Below are 22,362 nucleotides of genomic sequence, written 5' to 3'. Positions count from 1 at the left end.
GTAGAAAATGTTTTTAACGTATTCTAGCATCCAATAATAGGTTCGTAACTGATGTTACGCAGGTCTTGATAAAAGCATGACCCACGAAAAACACGAAAGGCGCGAAAAAACATCAGCTACATTGTTTATCGTTTCCTGCGTAATATCGTTATAGACAAGTTTCTGCGGAATGGCGTCGCTTTTATCTTGGCGTTAGTAGAGAAATAGGCCGATAAGCAGACCTTCCAGGTTTTAGAAACCTGGAAGGTCTAATCTGGGGCAGCTCTCAGAACAGGCTAATGGCTTTGCCGGCCGTTCCGGTAAATCCAGCCTTTGCGGCGTAGCCATTTTTCAATTTCCACGACAAAGAACACGACCGACGAAAGCGCCAGGCAGAACAACAGCTCGTTCAGGCTCAAAGCCTCGGTTTTAAAAATCGGCTGCAAAACCGGCACATACAGTACAGCCATTTGCAGGCCGAAGGTCAACAGCACTGAGGCCAAAACCAGTTTGTTGGAAAACAATCCCTGACTGAACAGCGATTCCCGTTCCGACCGGATCGCCAGTACATGTCCCATCTGCGACAAGGCGAGCACCGTGAACACCATGCTCTGCCAATGCGCGGTGCCGGTAAAATAAGCCCAGCCTTGGGCGAATAACGAAACGCCGCCCATCAACAGGCCGATCCACAGAATATGCTGCCACATGCCTTGCGCAAAAATGCTTTCCTGAGGCGCGCGGGGCGGACGTTGCATAAGTCCTCGCTCTTCCGGTTCGACGGCTAGCGCTAAGCCCGGCAAGCCGTCGGTGACCAGATTAATCCAGAGAATATGGATAGGCAGCAACGGAATCGGCAAGCCCAAAAAAGGCGCCAAAAACAACGTCCATATTTCGGCCGAGTTACAGGTCATCGCGTATTTGATGAATTTGCGGATGTTGTCGAAAATCCGCCGTCCCTCGCGCACAGCGCTGACGATCGTAGCGAAATTATCATCCAGCAGCACCATGTGCGACGCTTCGCGGGCAACATCCGTGCCGATCTTGCCCATTGCGATGCCGATATTCGCGGAGCGCAAAGCCGGCGCATCGTTGACGCCGTCCCCGGTCATCGCGACGAATTCTCCCCGGTCTTGGAGCGCCTTGACGATTTTGATTTTCTGCTCCGGCGCGACGCGGGCATAAACACGAACGTCTTCGACTTGCTCCTCAAATTCCTGAAGACTCATCTGCGCCAGTTGCGATCCGGTCAGTACCTTGCCGCCGTCGTCTACGATGCCGAGCCTGAGCGCAATGGCGCGGGCCGTCGCCGGATGGTCGCCGGTAATCATGACCGGCGTAATTCCGGCGGTCTTACAAAGCGCCACCGCTTCCTTGGCTTCCGGGCGCGGAGGGTCCATCAGCCCGGCCAATCCCAGAAAACACAGCCCGGTTTCGACAGAGTCGGCGTCCAGCGTTGGCGGGCGCTCGGGGAATTGCCGGCAGGCCAGGGCCAATACTCGCAGGCCGTTCGCGGCCATTTGCTCGGCGGCGGCCAATATCTTCTCTTCCGGTAACGGCTGCGGGCCGTCAACAGTCCATAAACTGATGCAGCGAGGCAGCACATTTTCCGGCGCGCCTTTGGTGTAAGAGAAAAGTTCGCCATTTTCTTGATGCAATGTGGTCATCAGCTTGCGCTCGGAATCGAAAGGAATTTCATCCAGTCGCGGGGTTGCTTTGACCAGATCGGCGCCGACGTAGCCCACGCTCTCGGCGGCTTCGTACAGCGCGATTTCGGTGGGGTCGCCGAGCAGCTGTCCTTCGTGGTTGCGGCGGGCGTCGTTATTCAGCGCCAGCGCCCGTAACAGCGGAGCCGGAAAATCGCCGGCGATGCCTTCCCGCAAGCGCTCTTCGACGTAAAACGCTTCGGCATGCATGCGGTTTTGCGTCAGCGTGCCGGTCTTGTCCGAGCAAATGAAAGTCACCGAACCCAAAGTTTCCACTGCGGGCAGGCGGCGGATCAGCGCGTTTTTCGTGACCATCTTGCGCGCGCCGATGGCTAAGGTCACCGTCGCTACGGCGGGCAGGGCCTCCGGGATAGCGGCAACGGCTAAGCTGACGGCGGTCAGAAACATCAACAAAGGCTGTTCTCCGCGCAACAAACCGACCACGAAAATAATCGCGCAGACGGCTAAAACCAACAGCGCAAGGCGCATGCCGAAAGTGGCAAGGCGTTGTTGCAGCGGGGTTTTCGTTTCTTTGCCTTGGCGCAGCAGTTCCGCTATTTTGCCAAGCTCGGTGTCCATTCCGGTCGCGATGACGATGCCGACGCCGCGGCCGTAAGTCGCTACCGTGCCCTTGTAAGCCATATTCAGACGGTCGCCGAGCGGCGAATCCAGTTCCCGGATCAATGCTCCCGATTTTTCGACCGGCAGCGATTCGCCGGTCAAGGCGGCTTCTTCGACCTTGAGCCGCGCCACATCCAATAACTTCAAGTCTGCCGGGACGATATTGCCGGCCTCAAGTATGACCAAGTCGCCGGGAACCAATTCCTTGGCTGCGATAGTCTGGATTTTTCCCTCGCGCAGCACTTGCGCGGTGGGGCTGGACAAGCGTTTCAGTGCGGCCACGGCTTTTTCGGCGCGGTATTCCTGGATGAAGCCAATGATCGCGTTCAACACGATGATGACAAGGATGACGACCGTATCCGTCAAGTCGCCGACCACGCCCGAAACGATGCAGGCTAAAATCAGCACGATAATCATGAAATCCGCGAATTGTCCGAAAAACATCCGCACCGGTCCCCGGCGGCGTTGTTCCTTGATCGCGTTCGGGCCGTAGGTTTCGAGGCGTTCTTTTGCTTCCTGATGATCGAGGCCTTTTTCTGGATCGACCTTGAGCCATGCGGTGGTTTGCCAAGCTTCAAGAAGATGCCAGGGAGGTGAAGGGGGCTGTCTACTTTTGTTTTTTTGTTGCTTGGTCAAGGGTTGATCTCCGGTGAGGCGGGTGTTGTCAGTATCTCAGTTTGTATAGTGATTGCAATATCCTTTAAAAGTGAAAACAAGATAGCGTTGTTGATTCCGTTCGTGGTGAGCACCATTCGACAAGCTCATGACAGGCTTCGATAAACTCAGGAGAGCCTTGTCGAACCATAAATGGAATCAACTTGTTCAGCGCTTTCAAAGGATGCTCTGGTTTTTGGCTTCGCATATGTATAGACTAAACCAACTGAACTTAATCTAATGAGGTTTATCATGCAGACAGTCAATATACACGAAGCGAAAACCCAACTGTCCCGGTTGGTAGATCAGGCGGTAAAGGGTGAATCTTTCATCATTGCAAAAGCAGGAAAACCGCTGGTTAAAGTAACTCGGCTGGATGCTCCATCGGCAGGACAAATTCGAAGACTAGGTTTCATGGAAGGACAGATTGCCGTTCCTGATGATTTCGACAGCATGGGTAGCAAGGAAATTGAGCTGCTTTTTGGCGATGAAGAATGAAGCTGCTGTTGGATACCCACTTATTATTATGGGCGGCTGGCTCGCCTGACCAGCTGTCAGCAGTTGCTCGTCCATTACTGGAAGACCCGTCGAACGAGCTGCTTTTCAGTGCGGCCAGCCTTTGGGAAATCGCTATCAAGCGCGGGCTTGGACGTTCCGATTTTCAAGTCAATGCAAGAGTGCTACGTCGTGGACTGCTGGACAACGGCTATCAGGAATTGGCTATCAGCAGTGAACATGCCGTTTTTATCGATAGCTTGCCGCCCATTCATAAAGACCCATTCGATCGCATCCTTGTAGCGCAGGCCACTGTCGAGGGAATCACCTTGTTGACAGCGGATGCTTTGGTGGCGAAGTATCCGGGGCCGGTTCGGCAGGTTTAATTATAAGGAACCTAAAAATGTCTATCGAATGGCAAAATATAAAATCATTTAACAACTCTCAAAACAATGCTTTTGAAGAATTGATTTGTCAACTGGCAAGAGAAGAACTAATTGCTAATAAAAAGGAGTTCTATCGTATAGCCGCTCCAGATGGAGGCGTTGAAGCCTACTGTGTTTTAGAAAGTGGTGAAGAATACGGCTGGCAAGCTAAATATTTCTCATCTATGGGAAGTTCGCAATGGTCACAGCTTAAAGAATCTTTTGAAACAGCACTTAGAACTCACCCTAAATTAACTAAATACTACATTTGCATTCCTTTGGATAGGCAGGATCCAAGACGCGATAACCAATCGTGGTTTATGGATAAATGGAATGAAAAAACGCAGGAATGGAGTAAATATGCAAATGATTTAGGAAGAAGTATTACTTTTGAATATTGGGGAAGTTCGGAGCTGATTCATCGGCTGTCTAAGGAAGAACACGCTGGCAGAAGATTATTTTGGTTTTCAAAAGAAGAATTCTCGGATAAATGGTTTCAATCACATATTGAAAATAGCATTCACAATTTAGGACACCGCTATACGCCAGAATTAAATTTTGAGTTAGATATTGCTAAGCACTTCGACGCACTTAGTAGAAACGATAGATTTCGTGGCTATTTCAAAAACAGACTTCACGCCCTTCTTAAAAATTTAAAAGAATTAGATGCAGAGTTTTTAGGTCAAGATGCGGCTACAAATTTGATTAGTCTATTAGATAGAGAATTTGAAAATTCCCAAAAGTCAGAATTACTTTACTTTGACATCGAAGCTATTCAGAAAGGTTGTAAATTTATTATAAAGTCGCTACATGAATACCAATATGCCTTAAAAAATAAAGAAAGCGAATTATCTAAAGACACGTTTGACTATAAAAACTTCAATATAAGAAATGCTTACAATGCTATATACGAATTCCAAGAATTTATTAATGAACCGACATTATGTTTAGCCAACTTACCAATAATGTTGCTTTCAGGTGAAGCGGGAATTGGAAAATCCCATTTATTAGCGGATATTGCTTCAAAAAGAGTTAATGAAAATAAATCATGTATTCTCTTATTAGGGCAACACCTTAGTTCTGATGAGGCACCTTGGACACAAATTCTTAATAATTTACTACGACTAAAATGCAACGAGAAGGAGTTATTAGGAGCTTTGAATGCTAGAGCCGAAGCGCAAGGTGAGCGTCTGCTTTTTATCGTCGATGCAATTAACGAAGGCAGAGGGCGCTATTTCTGGAGTAATTATATAAAAGGATTTATCAATGATTTCTCAAATTATCCTTGGTTAAGTCTTGTATTAAGCATAAGAACCTCTTATGAAACATTATTAACTCCAAAAGACTTAATTCCTGACGATACCATCATCAGGGTGGCGCATCATGGATTTGAAAATGTTGAATATCAAGCTTCCAGTTTCTTCTTTTCTCAATATGACATTGAGCAGCCCAGCATACCTTTATTACATCCAGAATTTAGCAATCCGCTATTTTTAAAATTATTTTGTGAAGGTTTGAAGCGTTCCGGTCAAAAGCAAATTCCAAAAGGTTATGGCGGCATAACCAGCATCATAGATTTCTTTTTAGCAAGTGTTGATGAAAAATTATCACACCCTTCATTTTTTGACTATCAGCCTGCATCCGGTAAACAGCTGGTAAAAAAAGTAATCAACGCGCTCATCCAACATAAACTACAAAATGATTTAAGTATCATCCCTTACGACTCAGCAGTTGATATAGCAAATAGCATAATTTCAAAATATAGTGACAGAAAAGGTTTTATTGATAATTTAATTTCAGAAGGCGTTTTATCTAAAAATATCTATTGGAGAAATAATAATGAAGATATTATTTATTTTGCTTATGAACGTTTTGAAGATCATTTAACTACGGCCTATTTACTCGAAAGCTATCTTGATAAAAGTAACCCTGAAATTGCTTTCCAAAATGAAGGTGCATTAGCCCAATATGTCAATCATATTTATAGGTATCAAGGCATAGTCGAAGCCTTATCAATTCAACTTCCCGAAAAAATAGACAAAGAATTATATGAATTGGTTTCTGATGAAAAAAAATCAAACAGGGCAATAGTTGAAGCATTTGTTAAAAGTCTAATCTGGAGAAAACCGGAAACTATCACAGAAAAAGTAAAAGATTATGTTAATCAGCAAGTCTTAGTTGACGATTATACTTTCGACTTGTTTTTTCAAATGGTCTATTCCGTATCGTCAGATCCTGACCATTTCTTTAATGCACATAGCTTGCATCGTTTCTTGATGAAATTCTCATTAGCTGATCGTGATGCTATGTGGACAACTTATTTACATCATAAAAATGATGAAGTTTCAGCAATGCAAAGGCTTATCGATTGGGCGTTGCATGATTGCAATAAAAATTACTTATCCGCTGAATCCAGATTATTAGCTTGCAAATCTTTAGCATGGCTATTTACCAGTACTAATATTAGTTTTAGAGATATGGCAACAAAGGCATTAGTTTGCGTATTGGAAAATAATCTTCCAATAATCACTGGGCTTTTAGCTGACTTTCATACTGTTAACGATCCATATGTTTATGAGCGTATTCTTGCCGCAACTTATGGCGCAGTATTACGTTCAGTTGATTTAAATGGATTAACAGAGTTATCTACATTTATCTTAACAACCGTTTTCGAAAAAGAAGAAGTTTATCCTAATGTATTGGTTAGAGATTATGCCAGAAATATTATTGAATATGCTTTGTATAAACAGGCTTTTACCCTAACAGATTCCCAGATAATACGCCCACCTTATAAAAGCCAGTTTCCAAGTAGTTTTCCTAGTAATAAAGAAATTGATGCTTACAAATACGACTATAAACTGAACGATGCAAAAGATTATTGGGGACAAAATGCAATACTGCGTTCTATGGTTACGGAGTATGGCAGAGGAAGAGGCAGCTATGGCGATTTTGGACGTTACACCTTTCAAAGCGCTTTATCTAGTTGGAAATACAAATTCGACCCCAACGATTTAAGTAATTACGCTTGCAAGTTAATTTTTGAAACATATGGGTACGATGTCAAAAAGCATGGCGAATTTGATAATCATGCCAGCTCTGGCGATAGGCACACTAATAAAAAAGAAAGAATCGGCAAGAAATATCAATGGCTTGCTTTTTATGAAGTGCTTGCTAGGCTGGCTGACAATGATCAAATGCAAGATGGATCAGCTGGCTGGCATGATGAAAAAAAATATATTTGGTATCAAGGTACTTGGGAACCTTTTGTTAGGAATATAGACCCAACATCGGTTTACCGTCCTAGCAGTAGTTCTTCGTTTAATCGCAACGAATCTTGGTGGGATAGAGTCGAGTATAACGATTGGCATGATAGCCATCAAAATTGGTTAATTAGTACTGAAAACTTGCCAAATCCAAAAGAAATTATTGAGATCAAAGATAGCCAAGGCAATGAATGGCTTGTGTTAGAAACCTATCCTAGCTGGGACGAATCTGTGCCTGTTGGGTATGAGCAACATGAATATCCACACAAACATCTTTGGTATCAAATTAGAAGTTATTTTGTCTCTTCAGAACAAGCTGAAGGCTTGACTGCTTGGGCAAAGCAGCAACATTTAATGGGAAGATGGTTTCCTGAAAATAGCGACCAATACCATGTATTTTCTCGTGAATATTATTGGTCACCTGCTTATCGTTTTTTCGATAATCCTTACTATGGCAGAAACCAATGGGAAGATGTGTATGAACAAAATGACTATGAGCAAGTCATAGGCGAAGTAATGGTCACAACGGAAAGACATAATTGGGAATCAGGAGCCGACTATCGAGAACAACCCTCATATTTTGCTCCCAGAGAGTACATGTATGAAAAAATGCAGCTTCAATATTCAAAAAATATTGGCGAATGGTTAAATACTGAGGGTGAAGTTGTTTGTTTCGATCCGTCAGTCAACCAGGAAGAAGGTTCTTGTTTATTAATTAGAAAAGATGCTTTATTGCGATTTTTGAACGAAAACAATTTAAAAATATTCTGGACTTGTTTGGGTGAGAAACAAATCTATGGAAACATTTATGACCAGGTTGAATACACACAATGGCTGGAACTTTCAGGCATTTTTACTTTAAATGAAAACAATGTAGATGGAACCATAAATCCATTGGTTAAATCGGTAGCCCGGTAGGCCGGAATAAGCCGACTCGAGCGGCAGCGAGAGTCGGTATTTCCGGCAAACACATCCCAAACTCGCCGGAAACGCTACCTCGCGCTACGCGCTTGGATGGCCTTATTCCGGCCTACTGCATTCAAGCGGAACACCCCATCCTTTCATGCTGAAAGACACCCGGATTAAGGCTGATTTTGCCGATAAAAAGTTAAAATTTGAATTTGCGTTTTCTCAATCCTATAAAGAATAGAAAACCGCTGATAGTTTAGACGGCGTATGTCTTCACCATATTCCGGCATCGGTGTTCCTGATTCTGGGAATAATTTGAGGGTGTTTTCCAAATAAGCTTCTATTTTGCCGATATATTCTCTAACAAAGCGCTTTGATTGGGTTTGTTCATATAGATATTCGGCAAGCTCTTCCAGTCGTCGCAGGGCTTTAGGCGATAAGACGATTTCCGGTTCACTCTTCATATTTTCGTTTGACTTGGGTAAACCCATCCGTCAGTTTTATGCTTTCGCCCTGTTCAAGTTGGTGTATGGAAATGCCTATATCGTCTTTAATTCTTGTGGTTTGTATGAATTGGCTGAATTCCTTGATCAGGCGGCTGTGATTATTGCCATAGGTTTGTTGCAAGATGTGTTCTATGTCGGGGTTGTCTATAGTGATATTAATCATGGTTCAACTCCTAATGGTTGTTTTGCTATTTCAGCAAAGAGGCTGTCGAAAAAATAGTCGCCTACTCCGGCTTCTTGACGATCATAAAATTTTCGGCCTGCTGCAAGGTCTTCTATAGCTGGCCGGAGAACTTGGATTTTCATTCAAATTGCGAACGCAATTCTTTCTTGGCTTGTTGCCAATCCAGTATCTCAACGTCGCCGGAGAGAAATTTTTTTCGGTCTCTACGAGTTCGGTTTCGTGCCAGACCAGACTGGGAAGGTTATCTTCGTCGCCGACCAAATCCCCCCAAAGTGCCTCAATAATCCGGAGCTTTTCTACTGCGGATAACTTGTGAAGTTCGGCGATGCTCATGTGGGAATTACCTGTAGGATAAAACAAGAAGCTAATCCAATAATTCCGCCTGGAACCATTGGATTAGCATCCTGCCTTGGATGCTTTACTTTGCGGCTGTATTTGCTTTTATCGCAAAAAGTTTGCGCCTTGTTAAACAAGTGCGCGTACTTCGCGACCGGGTTTTGGTTAGGAACGGTTTGCGCTCCTTTTTGATTTTTACGTTTTTTCATCGTTTACCTCTTATAATATGTAAAGGTTGTGTGAACTCACACGACGGTAATATATCATTTTTTAAGAGTACATAGCGCTAGTGAAATTTAGAAAAGACTTTGATGTCATTGTGGTTGGCGGCGGTCATGCGGGTACGGAAGCTGCGTTGGCATCGGCCCGGTGCGGCGCGAATACGCTGTTGCTGACACAGAATATCGACACGTTGGGGCAAATGAGCTGTAACCCTGCGATTGGCGGGATCGGCAAGGGGCATCTGGTCAAGGAAGTCGATGCGTTGGGCGGGATCATGGCTCGGGCTATCGATCTTGGCGGTATCCAATTTCGCACGTTGAATGCGAGCAAAGGCCCGGCAGTTCGGGCGACTCGCGCTCAGGCGGATCGCCAGCTTTACAAGCAAGCGGTAAGAACGGCGCTGGAAAATCAGCCTAATTTGGCATTATTCCAACAAACCGTGTCCGATTTGATCGTTGAGGGCGGCCGGGTTGCCGGCGTCAAAACGCAAATGGGTTTGAGCTTTACCGCAAGAGCGGTGGTTTTAACGACGGGTACTTTTTTAGCCGGCAAAATCCATATCGGTTTGGAAAACTACAGCGGCGGCCGCGCCGGCGATGCGGCTTCGGTTGCGTTGGCCGAGCGTTTGCGGGAATTGCCGTTCAGGATCGACCGTTTGAAAACCGGCACGCCGCCGCGTATCGACGGCCGGACTATCGATTTCAGCAAGCTGGAAGTGCAGCATGGCGACGATCCGGTGCCGGTGTTTTCGTTTCTCGGCAAGCCCGAGCAGCACCCTCGGCAAATTCCTTGCTACATCACCCGTACCAACAATAAAACCCACGATATTATCCGTTCCGGCCTCGATCGCTCACCGTTGTATTCGGGCATTATTGAAGGCGTCGGGCCGCGTTATTGTCCGTCCATCGAAGACAAGGTCGTGCGTTTTGCCGACCGCGATTCGCACCAGATTTTTGTCGAGCCGGAAGGCTTGAATACCCATGAGATTTATCCGAACGGCATCTCAACCAGCCTGCCATTCGATGTGCAGTATGAACTTGTACGTTCGATGCTGGGTTTTGAAAATGCCGAAATCTTGCGCCCCGGTTATGCGATTGAATACGACTTTTTCGATCCTCGGGATTTGAAATCGTCGCTGGAAACCAAACATATGGACGGGCTGTTTTTTGCCGGACAAGTGAACGGTACGACCGGTTACGAGGAAGCGGCGGCGCAAGGTTTAATCGCGGGCCTTAATGCAGCTCGCTTGGTTAAAGGTTTGGAAAGCTGGTGTCCGGGACGCGATGAAGCCTATATCGGCGTGATGATAGACGACCTGATTACGCGCGGCACCCAGGAGCCGTACCGTATGTTCACCAGCCGGGCCGAATACCGTTTGCTGTTAAGGGAAGACAATGCCGATTTGCGTCTGACCGAAAAAGGCCGTGAACTGGGCTTGGTCGATGACGAGCGCTGGCAGGCCTTCGAAACTAAACGAGAGGCGATTGCCGGATTGCAAGAAGGCCTGAAAAAGAAATGGGTCAGGGCCGAAACCGAACAAGCTGCCCAGGTTGAGCAATATTGGGGCAAGCCGTTATTGCGGGAAGCCAACTTGATAGACTTGTTGCGCCGGCCGGAAGTCGATATTCAGCGTTTGTTGTCGTTTATGGATGATGCCGAGGGCATGGATCCGCAAGTCGCCGAACAGGTTGAAATCCAGGCCAAGTACGCCGGTTATATCGACAGGCAGCAAACCGAGATAGACAAAGCGTTGCGTTACGATCACCTGCGTTTGCCTGAAACGATCGATTACAGCGGCGTTCCCGGTCTGTCCAATGAAGTCAGCGAAAAGCTGAAAAAACAGCGGCCGGAAACCCTGGGTCAGGCTTCGCGTATTCCGGGTATTACGCCTGCCGCGATCTCGTTGTTACTGGTTTATTTAAAAAAGAAAAGCGCCTGATGGAAGAGTGTCGAAAAATCCTGGTAAACGGGATAGCATCGTTAAATTTAAATGTAACTGACGGCCAAGTCGATCAGTTGATTGGTTTTATCAAGCTGATCGAAAAATGGAATAAAGCCTATAATTTGACCGCGATAAGGAACAGGGAAGAAATGACGCGTCTGCATATTTTGGATAGTCTGGCAATTGTCCCTCATATTGAAGGTAAGCGGATTATCGATATTGGCACCGGTGCGGGCTTGCCGGGCATTCCATTGGCGATCTGCTTGCCGGAGATTGGCTTTACGTTGCTGGATAGCAATGCCAAGAAAACCCGGTTTGTACAGCAGGTCGTATTGGAATTGAAGCTTAAAAATGTCGAGGTTCTTCACAGTCGCGTGGAAAGCCATCATCCGGAGCAGGGATATGACGCGGTTCTTACCAGGGCATTCGCCAGTTTGCCCGATATAGTGAAGCTGACTGCGCACTTGCTGGCCGCAAATGGCGTGTTGCTGGCGATGAAAGGACAGAATATGGAGGCGGAGATTGCGGAAATTAACGCGGAAAGCGCTGTCATACCGCTTAGTGTTCCCGGAGCGGATGTAGAAAGATGTTTGGTACGAATACAATTGCCTGAACAGGCCGAGGTAAACTAGTGGGAAAAGTAATTGCCATCACCAACCAAAAAGGCGGTGTAGGAAAAACGACAACCAGTGTCAATCTGGCAGCTTCGCTGGCTGCGGCTAACCGGCGCGTGTTATTGGTCGATCTTGATCCGCAGGGCAACGCGGCAATGGGCTGCGGCGTCGATAAGCAAGAGGTTAAATATTCCAGTTACGACTTGTTAATGGAAGAAGCGCCAGCGTCGGAAACGGTCATTAAAATTCCAGAGATCGGTTTTTCGGTGATTCCGGGCAACGGCGACCTGACGGCGGCCGAAGTGGAGTTGATGCATGCCGATCATAAAGAACGAAGGCTTGCAGATGCGTTAATCCCGATAAAAGCGGAGTACGATTTTATTTTGATCGATTGTCCGCCTTCGCTGAACATGCTGACCTTAAATGCGATGGTTGCTGCTAACAGTCTGCTGATACCTATGCAATGCGAATATTATGCATTGGAAGGGCTATCCGCATTGATGAGCACGTTGAAGAATATCCAGGACAGCGTTAATCCCGAATTGCATCTGGAAGGCATTCTTCGGACTATGTTCGACGATAGAAATCGCCTAACTAAAGATGTATCGGAGCAGTTGATCCGCTATTTTGGCGATAAAGTATTCAGAACTTGCATACCAAGAAATATTCGCTTGGCAGAAGCGCCAAGTCATGGTTTGCCGGTATTAAGCTATGATAAATCATCACGAGGTTCTGTCGCTTATATCGCCTTGGCCGGTGAAATGATCAGAAAAGAGAAGCAAAGCAGCTTATGACTTTAAAAAAGCGTGGTTTAGGTCGAGGACTCGAGGCTTTATTAGCGGAGGATTTTGCTAATGAGGAGATACAACTGCCGATAAAGAGGGAGGTGGGTTGTGTCGAGGCGCAACCTGTTGCCGTCGAGGAATCCGTGGAAGTGAATAAGCAAGCGGCAATGGTGGTTGCGTTTTTTAAGGAGATTCAAAAAGAGCATCATACTTTGTTGGAAGAGGCAGAGAATTTAAGAAAATTGATTGAAGACTTTGAGTCGATAATCCGCGCTGATTTGTCTTAAATTCAGTGGAACAGGCATGGCATAGGCCGGTAGAACAATTGAGAAGAGAAAAAGTTAAGAGATTATGGCGGTGAAGAAACGCGGGTTAAATCGAGGGCTGGATGCTTTATTAGGTAGTTTTTCGGATAAAGACGAGCAAGCGGAAGCTGGGGAAGGCCATCAGTTACAAACCCTGCCGATTGAGTACATGCAACGGGGCAGGTACCAACCCAGAAAAGATATTGATCCCGAAAAGCTACAGGAATTGGCCGATTCGATCAAAGCGCAAGGTATTATCCAGCCGGTTGTTGTGCGTATGATTGCTTCGGAAAAGTACGAAATTATTGCCGGTGAACGTCGCTGGCGAGCCGCGCAATTAGCCGGGTTGCAGCAAGTGCCGGTCGTCATCAAGGAGATAGACGATCGCGCTGCAATGGCGATAGCGCTGATTGAGAATATCCAGCGGGAAGACCTGAATCCTTTGGAAGAGGCCGAAGCATTGAGACGCTTGTTGGACGAGTTTGCAATGACGCATCAGCAAGTCGCCGACGCGGTCGGTAAGTCGCGTGCCACAGTGACTAATCTGTTAAGATTGATGGATTTGCACCCGGACGTGAAAAAGATGCTGGTCAATCGGCAGTTGGAAATGGGGCACGCTCGAGCCTTGCTGTCGCTGGATGGTCCGCAGCAAGTGGTTGCGGCCAACAAAATTGTTAAAGATGGCTTAACGGTTAGGGCTGCGGAGCGTTTGGTGAAAGACAGTCAAGCCGAGCCTAAGATGCCCAAAATAAAGGTCGTAGACAAAGACACTCTGCGTTTACAGGAAGACCTGACTGCAAAACTGGGGGCAAAAGTATCGATTGAGCATAAGGAAAATGGTGCGGGAAGGTTGGTTATCGCGTATTCCAGCCTGGAAGAACTGGATGGAATTCTTGAGCAAATTAAATAGCGAGATAGACAATGTATCGATATATAAAAAACAATAAAAAATGTAAGTTAAATTTCAATCTTCCTTGATTTAATGAGGGTCGGTATATATAATTCCCTACTTGTTGAGTATGGAGTTGTGTGTGGCAGCCAGGAATAGCTCTGCAATCAGTAAGATTATTAGTTACCAAATTCTGGTAATAATAATAATGACAGCTGGGTTTGCTTTGGCAAAAGGAGAGGTTGGCGCGCTGTCGGCGGTTTTAGGCGGAGCGGCGGCGTTTATTCCGAACCTGTATTTCGCTTTGCGAGTATATAGATCGGCTGGGCAGGAAGCGAGAAAGATTGTACGGTCTTTTTATGCGGGGGAGTCTGGCAAATTATTATTAACAGCCGCGCTGTTTTTTATGATTTTTCAACTTCCGAACATAGAAATATTACCGCTGCTAGCAGTATATGTAGCAGCTTTATCGGTTTTTTGGTTTGCGCTGCTGATGCGTTAACACTGTTTAAATATTAGAGAGGAACGATGGCTACCGAAGCTCATGCCGAAGGTGCAACCGGTTATATTATTCACCATTTAACTTCGCTGACCGTCGGCGAGGGTTTCTGGTCGTTGAATCTGGATACTTTGTTTTTCTCAGTCGTACTGGGAGCCTTGTTTATCTGGTTTTTCAAAATGGCGGCAGACAGAGCGACTGCCGGTGTTCCAGGATTGGTGCAGAATTTTGTGGAAATGCTGATTGAGTTTGTCGATACTCAGGTAAAAGACAGCTTTCACGGTAAAAATAAATTAATCTCACCCTTGGCATTAACTATTTTTTGCTGGGTATTTTTGTGGAATTTCATGGACTTGTTCCCGGTTGATATTTTGCCGCTAATCGGTTCGTTGATGGGTATTGAATACCTGCGTGTCGTTCCAAGTACGGATTTGAACGCAACTTTTGCAATGTCTATTTCCGTCTTCTGTTTGATTATTTTCTATAGTATCAAGGTAAAAGGACCTTGGGGTTTTGCGAAAGAGTTGATGTTTCAACCTTTCGGTCCATGGCTTTTGCCGTTCAACCTGCTGTTGAAGTTGGTAGAAGAAATTGCCAAGCCAATCTCACTGGCACTTCGTTTATTCGGAAACCTATATGCGGGCGAGTTGATCTTCATCCTGATTGCTTTATTGCCTTGTTATCTCCAGCCGGTGCTGAGTTTTCCCTGGGCGATCTTTCACATTTTAATTATCACGCTCCAGGCATTCATATTCATGGTTTTGACCATTGTTTACCTGAGTATGGCGCACGAAGATCATTAATACTTTTTTAACTTTTTATAATTAACTAACCGTTTGGAGGTTTCATGGAAATTGCAAAATTGATTGCTGATGTACAAGGCATGACTGCTATCGCAGTAGGTTTGGTTCTGGGTATGGGCGCTTTAGGAACAGCGATAGGCTTCGGTCTGTTGGGTGGAAAGTTCCTGGAAGGTGCTGCTCGTCAACCTGAGATGGTTCCTATGCTGCAAGTAAAAATGTTCGTTGTTGCGGGTCTGTTGGACGCGGTAACTATGATCGGTGTTGGTTTAGCGTTGTTCTTTACTTTTGCAAACCCATTCCTGTCTGCTGTACAAACTGCGGCAGCGGGTTAATCAGCTGTTTAACTTTACTAGCAACAAGAGGAACGCATCGTGAGTATCAATGCTACTCTGATTGGGCAAATGATTACCTTTGCACTTCTGGTATGGTTTACCATGAAGTACATTTGGCCGCCTTTATTTGACTCTTTAGAAGAACGTAAAAAGAAAATTGCTGACGGTTTGGCTGCGGCTGAAAAAGGTCAGGAATCAATGCAGTTGGCCGAGAAAAAGGCTAAGGGCGTTTTGAAAGAAGCCAAAGAACAGTCCTCGGAGATTGTTAATCTGGCCCAAAAACGAGCCAATGAACTTGTTGAAGCGTCAAAAGACACCGCTAAAAAAGAAGGTGAGCGTTTGATTCAAGTGGCAAAGGCGCAAATCGAGCAAGAAAGACAACAAGCTAAAGAAACTTTACGTAAAGAGGTTTCAGCTTTGGCTTTGCAGGCTGCAGAGCAGATCCTGAGTGCGGAAATCGATAAGACCAAGCATCAGGACCTCCTAAGCAAAATCTCTAATCAATTGGGTTAAGCATAATGAGCGAACTGGCAACATTGGCAAGGCCTTATGCAGCGGCAGTATTCAAGCGATCTAAAGAAACCGGCACGACTAAGCAATGGTCAAAAGGTTTGGCGTTTATATCGGCTGTCCTGAATGATGAAGAAATTTCGGCAGTCGTCGTTAATCCCAAGATCAGCAAGGAACGGTTATCAGCACTGATGCTCGATATTTGCCAGGAGCAGGTAGATGCGGAAGGTGCAAATTTTCTGAAGTTACTCGTTCAAAACAACCGATTGACTCTGGCTCCGACTATTGCTGAGCTGTTCGAAGCCTTAAAGGCGGAAGATGAGGGTTATGTCGATGTTGAAGTTGCTACCGCTTATGCTTTCTCTAAAGAAGAAAAGCAGAGTTTTACTTTAACGCTGGAAAAAACGCTGAGCAAAAAAGTCCATATGAATGTCACCGTAGATAAGTCATTAATCGGTGGCGTGGTAGTACGTGCAGGCGACAGAGTGATTGACGGTTCCATAAAAGGCCAGCTTCAACAATTAGCAAAACGACTCTAAACCAGAGCGAGAAACAGAATATGCAATTAAACCCATCTGAAATAAGCGATCTGATCAAAAAGAAGATCGAAAACTTCGACCTGAATGCCGAATCTCATACGGAAGGTACAGTAGTCAGTGTGACTGACGGTATTGTACGCGTACATGGACTTTCAGAAGCAATGCAAGGCGAAATGCTGGAGTTCCCCGGCAACACCTATGGCATGGCGCTTAACCTGGAAAGAGATTCAGTCGGTGTGGTGGTATTAGGTTCATACCAGCACATTTCTGAAGGCGACACCGTAAAATGTACCGGCAAAATTCTGGAAGTACCTGTCGGGGAAGCATTGCTGGGCCGTGTTGTTGACGCGCTGGGTAACCCTATTGACGGCAAAGGTGCTATTGACAGCACTGAAACTTCAGCGATTGAAAAAATTGCACCGGGCGTAATTGCACGTCAATCGGTTGATCAACCTGTGCAATTAGGTTTGAAATCCATTGATGCGATGATTCCGGTAGGACGTGGCCAACGGGAGTTGATTATCGGCGACAGACAAACCGGTAAAACAGCTATCGCGGTTGATGCGATTATCAATCAAAAAGGCACCGGCATTAAGTGTATCTATGTCGCCATTGGTCAAAAACGTTCATCGATTGCCAACGTTGTGCGTAAGCTTGAAGAGCACGGCGCAATGGAACATACCATTATCGTTTCAGCGTCGGCATCGGAATCGGCTGCGTTGCAATTCATTGCGCCGTATACCGGTTGTTCAATGGGCGAATATTTCAGAGACCGCGGTGAAGATGCATTGATCATTTATGATGACTTGACCAAGCAAGCTTGGGCTTATCGTCAAATTTCCTTGCTGTTGCGCCGTCCGCCAGGACGTGAAGCGTATCCAGGGGACGTGTTCTATTTGCATTCGCGTTTATTGGAAAGAGCAGCCCGTATCAACGCCGAAGAAGTCGAGAAATTGACAGGCGGCAAGGTAAAAGGCAAAACTGGCTCATTGACAGCATTGCCTATTATCGAGACCCAAGGCGGCGACGTATCGGCTTTCGTTCCAACCAACGTAATTTCAATTACGGACGGCCAGATTTTCTTGGAAACCAACTTGTTCAACTCCGGTATACGTCCTGCGGTAAACGCCGGTTTGTCGGTATCTCGAGTAGGTGGCGCGGCTCAAACCAAGATCATCAAGAAACTAGGCGGCGGTACGCGTCTTGACTTGGCGCAATATCGTGAATTGGCGGCTTTCGCCCAGTTTGCGTCTGACTTGGATGAGAATACTCGTAAACAGATCGAACGCGGTCAACGTGTAACCGAACTGATGAAACAGAACCAATATTCACCAATGTCGGTTGCTCAAATGGCGGTTTCGTTGTTTGCTGCCAATGAAGGGTTCCTAGATAGCGTGGAAGTGAACAAAGTGCTTGCGTTTGAAGCTGCTTTACAGTCGTACATGGCGTCGGAGCATTCTGAATTGATGAACAAGATCAATGAGGCCGGCGATTTTAATGACGACATAAGAAACGGCATGCTGACTGCAATCCAGACTTTCGTCAAAACTCATAGCTGGTAAAAGGGTCTTAAGATGGCTGTTGGTAAAGAAATACGCAGCAAGATCGGGAGTATTAAAAACACTCAAAAAATTACCCGTGCAATGGAAATGGTTGCAGCGAGTAAAATGCGTAAAACGAAAGACAGAATGATGGCAACACGCCCATACTCTATAAAGATTGGCCAGATTATCAAACATCTGGCCCATGCTAATCCGGAGTATAAACATTCTTTCCTGATTGAGCGCCCGGTTAAACGAGTCGGCATTATCGTAATAAGCTCTGACAGGGGGTTGTGCGGTGGCTTGAATTCAAATTTATTCAGAAAGACTCTGATTCAAATGGCGCAATGGGAAAAAGCAAATATTGAAGTGGATATTTGTACAGTAGGTACTAAGGCGTTTGGTTTTTTCGGCAATCTGAAAATAAATCTGGTTGGGCAAGTTTCTAAGCTCGGCGATACGCCGCATCAGCATGACATTATCGGGATCATTAAAGTTATGCTGGATGCTTACACCGAAGGTAGAATCGACGAGTTACATGTTGTATACAACGAATTCGTCAATACCATGACTCAGAAGCCTACCATCGAAAAATTACTGCCGGTTGTAGCCGGTGATCTTGATGCAGGTCTACAGGGCCATTGGGATTATATCTATGAGCCCGATGCGAAGGAAGTTTTGGACCATTTGCTAACCCGGTATACCGAGTCTATCGTTTATCAAGGCTTAGTTGAAAATAATGCCTGTGAGCAAGCGGCGCGAATGGTGGCAATGAAGAGCGCTTCGGATAATGCCGGAAATATTATCAATGAATTGCAGCTGGTCTATAACAAAGCCAGACAAGCCGCTATTACTCAGGAAATTTCGGAAATTGTTGCCGGCGCCGCAGCCGTTTAAGGCGCTCCTGAGCTTAGTCTAAGAGCCCAAGTTAAAATGACACAATACAAGAGGACAACTCAATGAGTTCGGGTAAAATCGTTCAGATTATCGGCGCGGTCGTAGACGTGGAATTTTCACGCGAAGACCTGCCCAAAGTATATGACGCCTTAAATGTAGAAGGCAAAGGCTTGGTGCTGGAAGTTCAGCAGCAATTAGGTGATGGTGTTGTCAGAACGATTGCTATGGGTACAACCGACGGTTTAAGCCGGGGGTTGGACGTTAGCAATACTAACGCACCTATTGCAATACCGGTCGGACAGGAAACTTTAGGACGTATTATGAACGTGCTGGGTCAGCCGATCGATGAAAAAGGTCCTATTGGTGAAAAAGTTAGTTGGGGCATACATCGCGAAGCGCCTAGTTATGCCGAACAAGCCGCTAGCAACGAACTGTTAGAAACCGGTATTAAAGTTATTGACTTGGTATGTCCATTCGCAAAAGGCGGTAAAGTCGGTCTGTTCGGCGGTGCCGGTGTAGGCAAGACTGTTAACATGATGGAATTGATCCGTAACATCGCGATCGAACACAGCGGTTATTCGGTATTTGCCGGTGTGGGTGAGCGTACTCGTGAAGGGAACGACTTCTACCACGAAATGACTGATTCAAACGTAATCGATAAAGTATCGCTGGTTTACGGCCAGATGAATGAGCCGCCAGGAAACAGATTGCGCGTGGCGTTGACCGGTCTGACGATGGCGGAATATTTCCGTGACGAAGGCCGTGACGTTCTGTTCTTCGTGGATAACATCTATCGTTATACATTGGCAGGTACCGAAGTATCGGCATTGCTAGGCCGTATGCCTTCAGCGGTAGGTTATCAGCCAACATTGGCGGAAGAAATGGGCGTGTTGCAGGAACGTATTACCTCAACCAAAACAGGTTCGATTACTTCTATCCAAGCGGTATACGTACCGGCGGATGACTTGACTGACCCGTCCCCAGCAACGACTTTCGCGCATTTGGATGCGACCGTGGTATTGTCGCGTCAAATTGCCGAGTTGGGTATCTATCCTGCGATTGACCCGCTCGATTCAACCAGCCGTCAGTTAGATCCGCTGGTCATTGGCCAAGAACATTATGAAGTGGCTCGTGGCGTACAAGGTACTTTGCAACGCTATAAGGAATTGCGCGATATTATTGCGATTCTGGGCATGGATGAATTGTCAGAAGAAGACAAACTCATCGTTGCCAGAGCGCGTAAAATGCAGCGTTTCTTGTCGCAACCTTTCTTCGTGGCCGAAGTATTTACCGGTTCGCCTGGTAAATATGTGTCGCTGAAAGATACCATCGCCGGTTTTAAAGGCATTATCGACGGTGAATATGACGCTATTCCTGAGCAAGCTTTTTATATGGTAGGTACCATAGACGAAGTGCTTGAGAAAGCAAAAGGCATGAAATAAGTTACACAACAAGTAGGTATCAATCATGACCATGACCGTACATGTAGACATCGTTAGTGCAGAAAAGGAAATATTTTCCGGGTTGGCAGAAATGGTGTTTGCTCCTGCTGAACTCGGCGAAGTAGGCATTTCGCCACGGCATGCGCCATTAATATCCAGACTTAAACCCGGTGAAGTCCGGGTTAAAGTCAGTGATAAAGAGGTTTATCCGTTCTATGTGTCAGGCGGCATGCTGGAGATCCAACCGCATGTGGTTACCATTCTTGCCGATACGGCTATAAGAGCGAAAGATATTGATGAGGCGGCAGCAATAGAAGCCAAAGCCAGAGCTGAAGAAGCGCTGGCGGATAAGTCTGGAAAAATCGATTTTGCAGTCGCGCAGGCTCAATTAACGGATGCCGTCATGCAATTAAGGACTTTGGATAGACTTAGAAAACGCGGCGGATAGTTCACTTTACGCCGCTGTCCTTCTTGAAAAGCTCGGTAACGTGTTGATGCGTTATCGGGCTTTTTTGGTTTAACGTCAGGCTGTCCTGTCTGACGCCCTTCGGGTAAACGCAAATCTGTTCTAGATAGACTTGTAATGGAGTATCCAATGAAAATAACAACCATCATTCTAGCTGCGGGTAAAGGAACGCGTATGTGTTCAGACATACCCAAAGTACTGCACAAAATCTCCAACAGGCCATTACTGCATCATGTTTACGACATGAGCAATCAATTGGAAAACAATAGCATCAAAATCGTAGTCGGCCATGCAGCAGATCAAGTTACAGACGCTTTAAAGCATTTTAAAGCGGACTGGGTCGAACAAAAGCAACAGTTAGGAACAGGACATGCGGTACAACAGGTCAGCGATCAAATCGCCGATTCCGATACAGTCTTAATACTGTACGGCGATGTGCCTTTATTGAAATTAGCAACAGTGAAACTGCTGATAAACAATGTCAATGACCGGTCTCTGGCTTTACTGACAGTGGATCTTGCCAATCCGGCGGGTTACGGCAGGATTGTTCGCGATGCAAGCGGGCAGGTTATAAAAATTGTCGAAGAAAAAGATGCGACCGCCATTGAAAAGCAGATTAATGAAGTCAACACCGGTATCATGGCAGTACAAGGCAAGCAATTAAAAAAATGGCTGGGTTCGCTAAATAACAGTAACGTCCAAGGCGAATATTATTTAACCGATATTATTGAAATGGCGGTTGGTGATCAGGTTCAAATCATTACCAGCCAGCCTGAAACCGAAGACGAAGTGTTGGGTGTTAATAACCGCATACAGCTCAGCCATTTGGAGCGCGTTTATCAGCGGGAACAAGCCTACAGCTTGATGGAACAAGGTGTCACGCTAAAAGATCCAATGCGCTTTGACCAAAGGGGAACAATAGAAAACCTGGGGCAAGACATAGAGATCGATATTAATGTGATTTTAGAAGGAAAAAACAGTATCGGTAATAACGTCAAAATAGGTGCTAATACGAGTATAAAAAATTCTGCGATTGGCGATAATGTTGAAATTCTAGCAAACTGCGTGATAGAAAATGCAGTCATAGGACAAGGTAGCAGAATTGGTCCTTTTGCCAGATTAAGACCGGAGAGTGTTCTGGCTAATAATGTTCATATCGGTAACTTTGTGGAAATAAAGAAATCATCGATAGCATCAGGCAGCAAAATAAACCACTTGAGTTATATCGGCGATACAACAATGGGCAGCAACGTCAACATAGGCGCCGGCACTATTACCTGCAATTATGATGGTGTTAACAAGTTTAGAACCGTTATTGAAGACGGCGCTTTTATAGGTTCCGATTCCCAGTTGGTTGCTCCGGTTACGATAGGCAAAAACGCAACGATAGGCGCAGGATCGACAATCACCAAAGACAGCCCAGCAGATCAGCTGACTTTAAGCAGGGCGAAGCAGACGTCTCTTGCAGGATGGCAGCGTCCCGTTAAGATGGAGAAATAGC

Annotated in this window: 23 protein-coding genes; 18 read left to right on the top strand and 5 right to left on the bottom strand. The window is 45.8% G+C overall.

The annotated features are described in order from the left end of the window. Positions 1-275: 275 nt before the first annotated feature. The gene (locus EKO24_RS11835) at positions 276-2,939 is read right to left on the bottom strand and encodes a cation-translocating P-type ATPase (protein ID WP_127029123.1); all 2,664 of its coding nucleotides are present in this window, start codon (positions 2,937-2,939) and stop codon (positions 276-278) included. Between the two features lie 270 nt (positions 2,940-3,209). Here EKO24_RS11835 and EKO24_RS11830 point away from each other — a divergent pair, with 270 nt between their 5' ends. From EKO24_RS11830 to EKO24_RS11820, 3 genes are read left to right on the top strand one after another with little or no spacing between them, the layout of a single operon-like run. Further along, positions 3,210-3,455 carry a type II toxin-antitoxin system Phd/YefM family antitoxin gene (locus EKO24_RS11830; RefSeq protein ID WP_127029122.1) on the top strand — a complete coding sequence of 82 codons (246 nt, stop codon included), beginning with the start codon at positions 3,210-3,212 and terminating at the stop codon, positions 3,453-3,455. Beyond that, positions 3,452-3,838, top strand: a complete 387-nt coding sequence (locus EKO24_RS11825) for a type II toxin-antitoxin system VapC family toxin (protein WP_127029121.1) — start codon at positions 3,452-3,454, stop codon at positions 3,836-3,838. Before EKO24_RS11830 ends, EKO24_RS11825 begins: the two co-directional genes overlap by 4 nt. 17 nt (positions 3,839-3,855) lie before the next feature. Beyond that, complete coding sequence (locus EKO24_RS11820) at positions 3,856-8,058, top strand: NACHT domain-containing protein (RefSeq protein ID WP_127029120.1); 4,203 nt, start codon at positions 3,856-3,858, stop codon at positions 8,056-8,058. A gap of 164 nt (positions 8,059-8,222) precedes the next feature. Here the strand turns inward: EKO24_RS11820 and EKO24_RS11815 are convergent, their stop codons facing one another. The 4 genes from EKO24_RS11815 to EKO24_RS11800 form a co-directional block, all read right to left on the bottom strand. Further along, the gene (locus EKO24_RS11815) at positions 8,223-8,513 is read right to left on the bottom strand and encodes a type II toxin-antitoxin system RelE/ParE family toxin (RefSeq protein ID WP_127029119.1); all 291 of its coding nucleotides are present in this window, start codon (positions 8,511-8,513) and stop codon (positions 8,223-8,225) included. Further along, complete coding sequence (locus tag EKO24_RS11810) at positions 8,503-8,718, bottom strand: hypothetical protein (protein WP_127029118.1); 216 nt, start codon at positions 8,716-8,718, stop codon at positions 8,503-8,505. Before EKO24_RS11810 ends, EKO24_RS11815 begins: the two co-directional genes overlap by 11 nt. 81 nt (positions 8,719-8,799) lie before the next feature. Then, the gene (locus tag EKO24_RS22395; protein ID WP_154671594.1) at positions 8,800-9,072 is read right to left on the bottom strand and encodes an addiction module protein; all 273 of its coding nucleotides are present in this window, start codon (positions 9,070-9,072) and stop codon (positions 8,800-8,802) included. Next, positions 9,069-9,284: a DUF7230 family protein gene (locus EKO24_RS11800; RefSeq protein ID WP_127029117.1), complete on the bottom strand. Its 216-nt coding sequence runs from the start codon at positions 9,282-9,284 to the stop codon at positions 9,069-9,071. The genes EKO24_RS22395 and EKO24_RS11800 overlap by 4 nt, the downstream gene beginning before the upstream one ends. Positions 9,285-9,364: 80 nt before the next feature. Here EKO24_RS11800 and mnmG point away from each other — a divergent pair, with 80 nt between their 5' ends. From mnmG to glmU, 15 genes are all read left to right on the top strand, one after another. Further along, on the top strand, positions 9,365-11,236 hold the full coding sequence (gene mnmG / locus EKO24_RS11795; RefSeq protein ID WP_127029116.1) for a tRNA uridine-5-carboxymethylaminomethyl(34) synthesis enzyme MnmG: 1,872 nt from the start codon (positions 9,365-9,367) through the stop codon (positions 11,234-11,236). Continuing rightward, the gene (gene rsmG, locus EKO24_RS11790) at positions 11,236-11,871 is read left to right on the top strand and encodes a 16S rRNA (guanine(527)-N(7))-methyltransferase RsmG (RefSeq protein ID WP_127029115.1); all 636 of its coding nucleotides are present in this window, start codon (positions 11,236-11,238) and stop codon (positions 11,869-11,871) included. Before mnmG ends, rsmG begins: the two co-directional genes overlap by 1 nt. Next, positions 11,871-12,647 carry a ParA family protein gene (locus EKO24_RS11785; protein WP_127029114.1) on the top strand — a complete coding sequence of 259 codons (777 nt, stop codon included), beginning with the start codon at positions 11,871-11,873 and terminating at the stop codon, positions 12,645-12,647. Before rsmG ends, EKO24_RS11785 begins: the two co-directional genes overlap by 1 nt. Further along, a complete protein-coding gene (locus EKO24_RS11780) occupies positions 12,644-12,925 on the top strand; it encodes a hypothetical protein (RefSeq protein ID WP_127029113.1) in 282 nt (93 codons plus the stop codon). Before EKO24_RS11785 ends, EKO24_RS11780 begins: the two co-directional genes overlap by 4 nt. 64 nt (positions 12,926-12,989) lie before the next feature. Then, complete coding sequence (locus EKO24_RS11775) at positions 12,990-13,853, top strand: ParB/RepB/Spo0J family partition protein (RefSeq protein ID WP_127029112.1); 864 nt, start codon at positions 12,990-12,992, stop codon at positions 13,851-13,853. A gap of 109 nt (positions 13,854-13,962) precedes the next feature. Beyond that, positions 13,963-14,334, top strand: coding sequence for an ATP synthase subunit I (locus tag EKO24_RS11770; RefSeq protein WP_127029111.1), 372 nt, complete (start codon positions 13,963-13,965; stop codon positions 14,332-14,334). A 26-nt stretch (positions 14,335-14,360) separates the two neighbouring features. After that, positions 14,361-15,134, top strand: coding sequence for a F0F1 ATP synthase subunit A (atpB, locus tag EKO24_RS11765; protein WP_127029110.1), 774 nt, complete (start codon positions 14,361-14,363; stop codon positions 15,132-15,134). 44 nt (positions 15,135-15,178) lie between these two features. Further along, positions 15,179-15,466: a F0F1 ATP synthase subunit C gene (gene atpE / locus EKO24_RS11760; protein WP_127029109.1), complete on the top strand. Its 288-nt coding sequence runs from the start codon at positions 15,179-15,181 to the stop codon at positions 15,464-15,466. 39 nt (positions 15,467-15,505) lie between these two features. Further along, a complete protein-coding gene (locus tag EKO24_RS11755) occupies positions 15,506-15,979 on the top strand; it encodes a F0F1 ATP synthase subunit B (protein ID WP_127029108.1) in 474 nt (157 codons plus the stop codon). 5 nt (positions 15,980-15,984) lie between these two features. Beyond that, positions 15,985-16,515, top strand: a complete 531-nt coding sequence (locus EKO24_RS11750) for a F0F1 ATP synthase subunit delta (RefSeq protein WP_127029107.1) — start codon at positions 15,985-15,987, stop codon at positions 16,513-16,515. Positions 16,516-16,535: 20 nt separating this feature from the next. Then, on the top strand, positions 16,536-18,077 hold the full coding sequence (gene atpA, locus EKO24_RS11745; RefSeq protein WP_127029106.1) for a F0F1 ATP synthase subunit alpha: 1,542 nt from the start codon (positions 16,536-16,538) through the stop codon (positions 18,075-18,077). Positions 18,078-18,089: 12 nt separating this feature from the next. Beyond that, a complete protein-coding gene (gene atpG, locus EKO24_RS11740) occupies positions 18,090-18,953 on the top strand; it encodes a F0F1 ATP synthase subunit gamma (RefSeq protein WP_127029105.1) in 864 nt (287 codons plus the stop codon). A 62-nt stretch (positions 18,954-19,015) separates the two neighbouring features. Then, complete coding sequence (gene atpD, locus EKO24_RS11735; protein WP_127029104.1) at positions 19,016-20,395, top strand: F0F1 ATP synthase subunit beta; 1,380 nt, start codon at positions 19,016-19,018, stop codon at positions 20,393-20,395. Positions 20,396-20,420: 25 nt separating this feature from the next. Continuing rightward, positions 20,421-20,843 carry a F0F1 ATP synthase subunit epsilon gene (locus EKO24_RS11730; protein ID WP_127029103.1) on the top strand — a complete coding sequence of 141 codons (423 nt, stop codon included), beginning with the start codon at positions 20,421-20,423 and terminating at the stop codon, positions 20,841-20,843. A 147-nt stretch (positions 20,844-20,990) separates the two neighbouring features. Next, positions 20,991-22,361, top strand: coding sequence for a bifunctional UDP-N-acetylglucosamine diphosphorylase/glucosamine-1-phosphate N-acetyltransferase GlmU (gene glmU, locus EKO24_RS11725; RefSeq protein WP_127029102.1), 1,371 nt, complete (start codon positions 20,991-20,993; stop codon positions 22,359-22,361). The last annotated feature ends 1 nt before the right edge of the window (position 22,362 follow it).

It is taken from the genome of Candidatus Methylobacter oryzae (assembly GCF_003994235.2).
GTDB classification, from domain to species: domain Bacteria; phylum Pseudomonadota; class Gammaproteobacteria; order Methylococcales; family Methylomonadaceae; genus Methylobacter_A; species Methylobacter_A oryzae.
The sequence above is the reverse complement of the archived record's forward strand: the minus strand, read 5'-3'. Positions and strand labels throughout refer to the sequence as shown.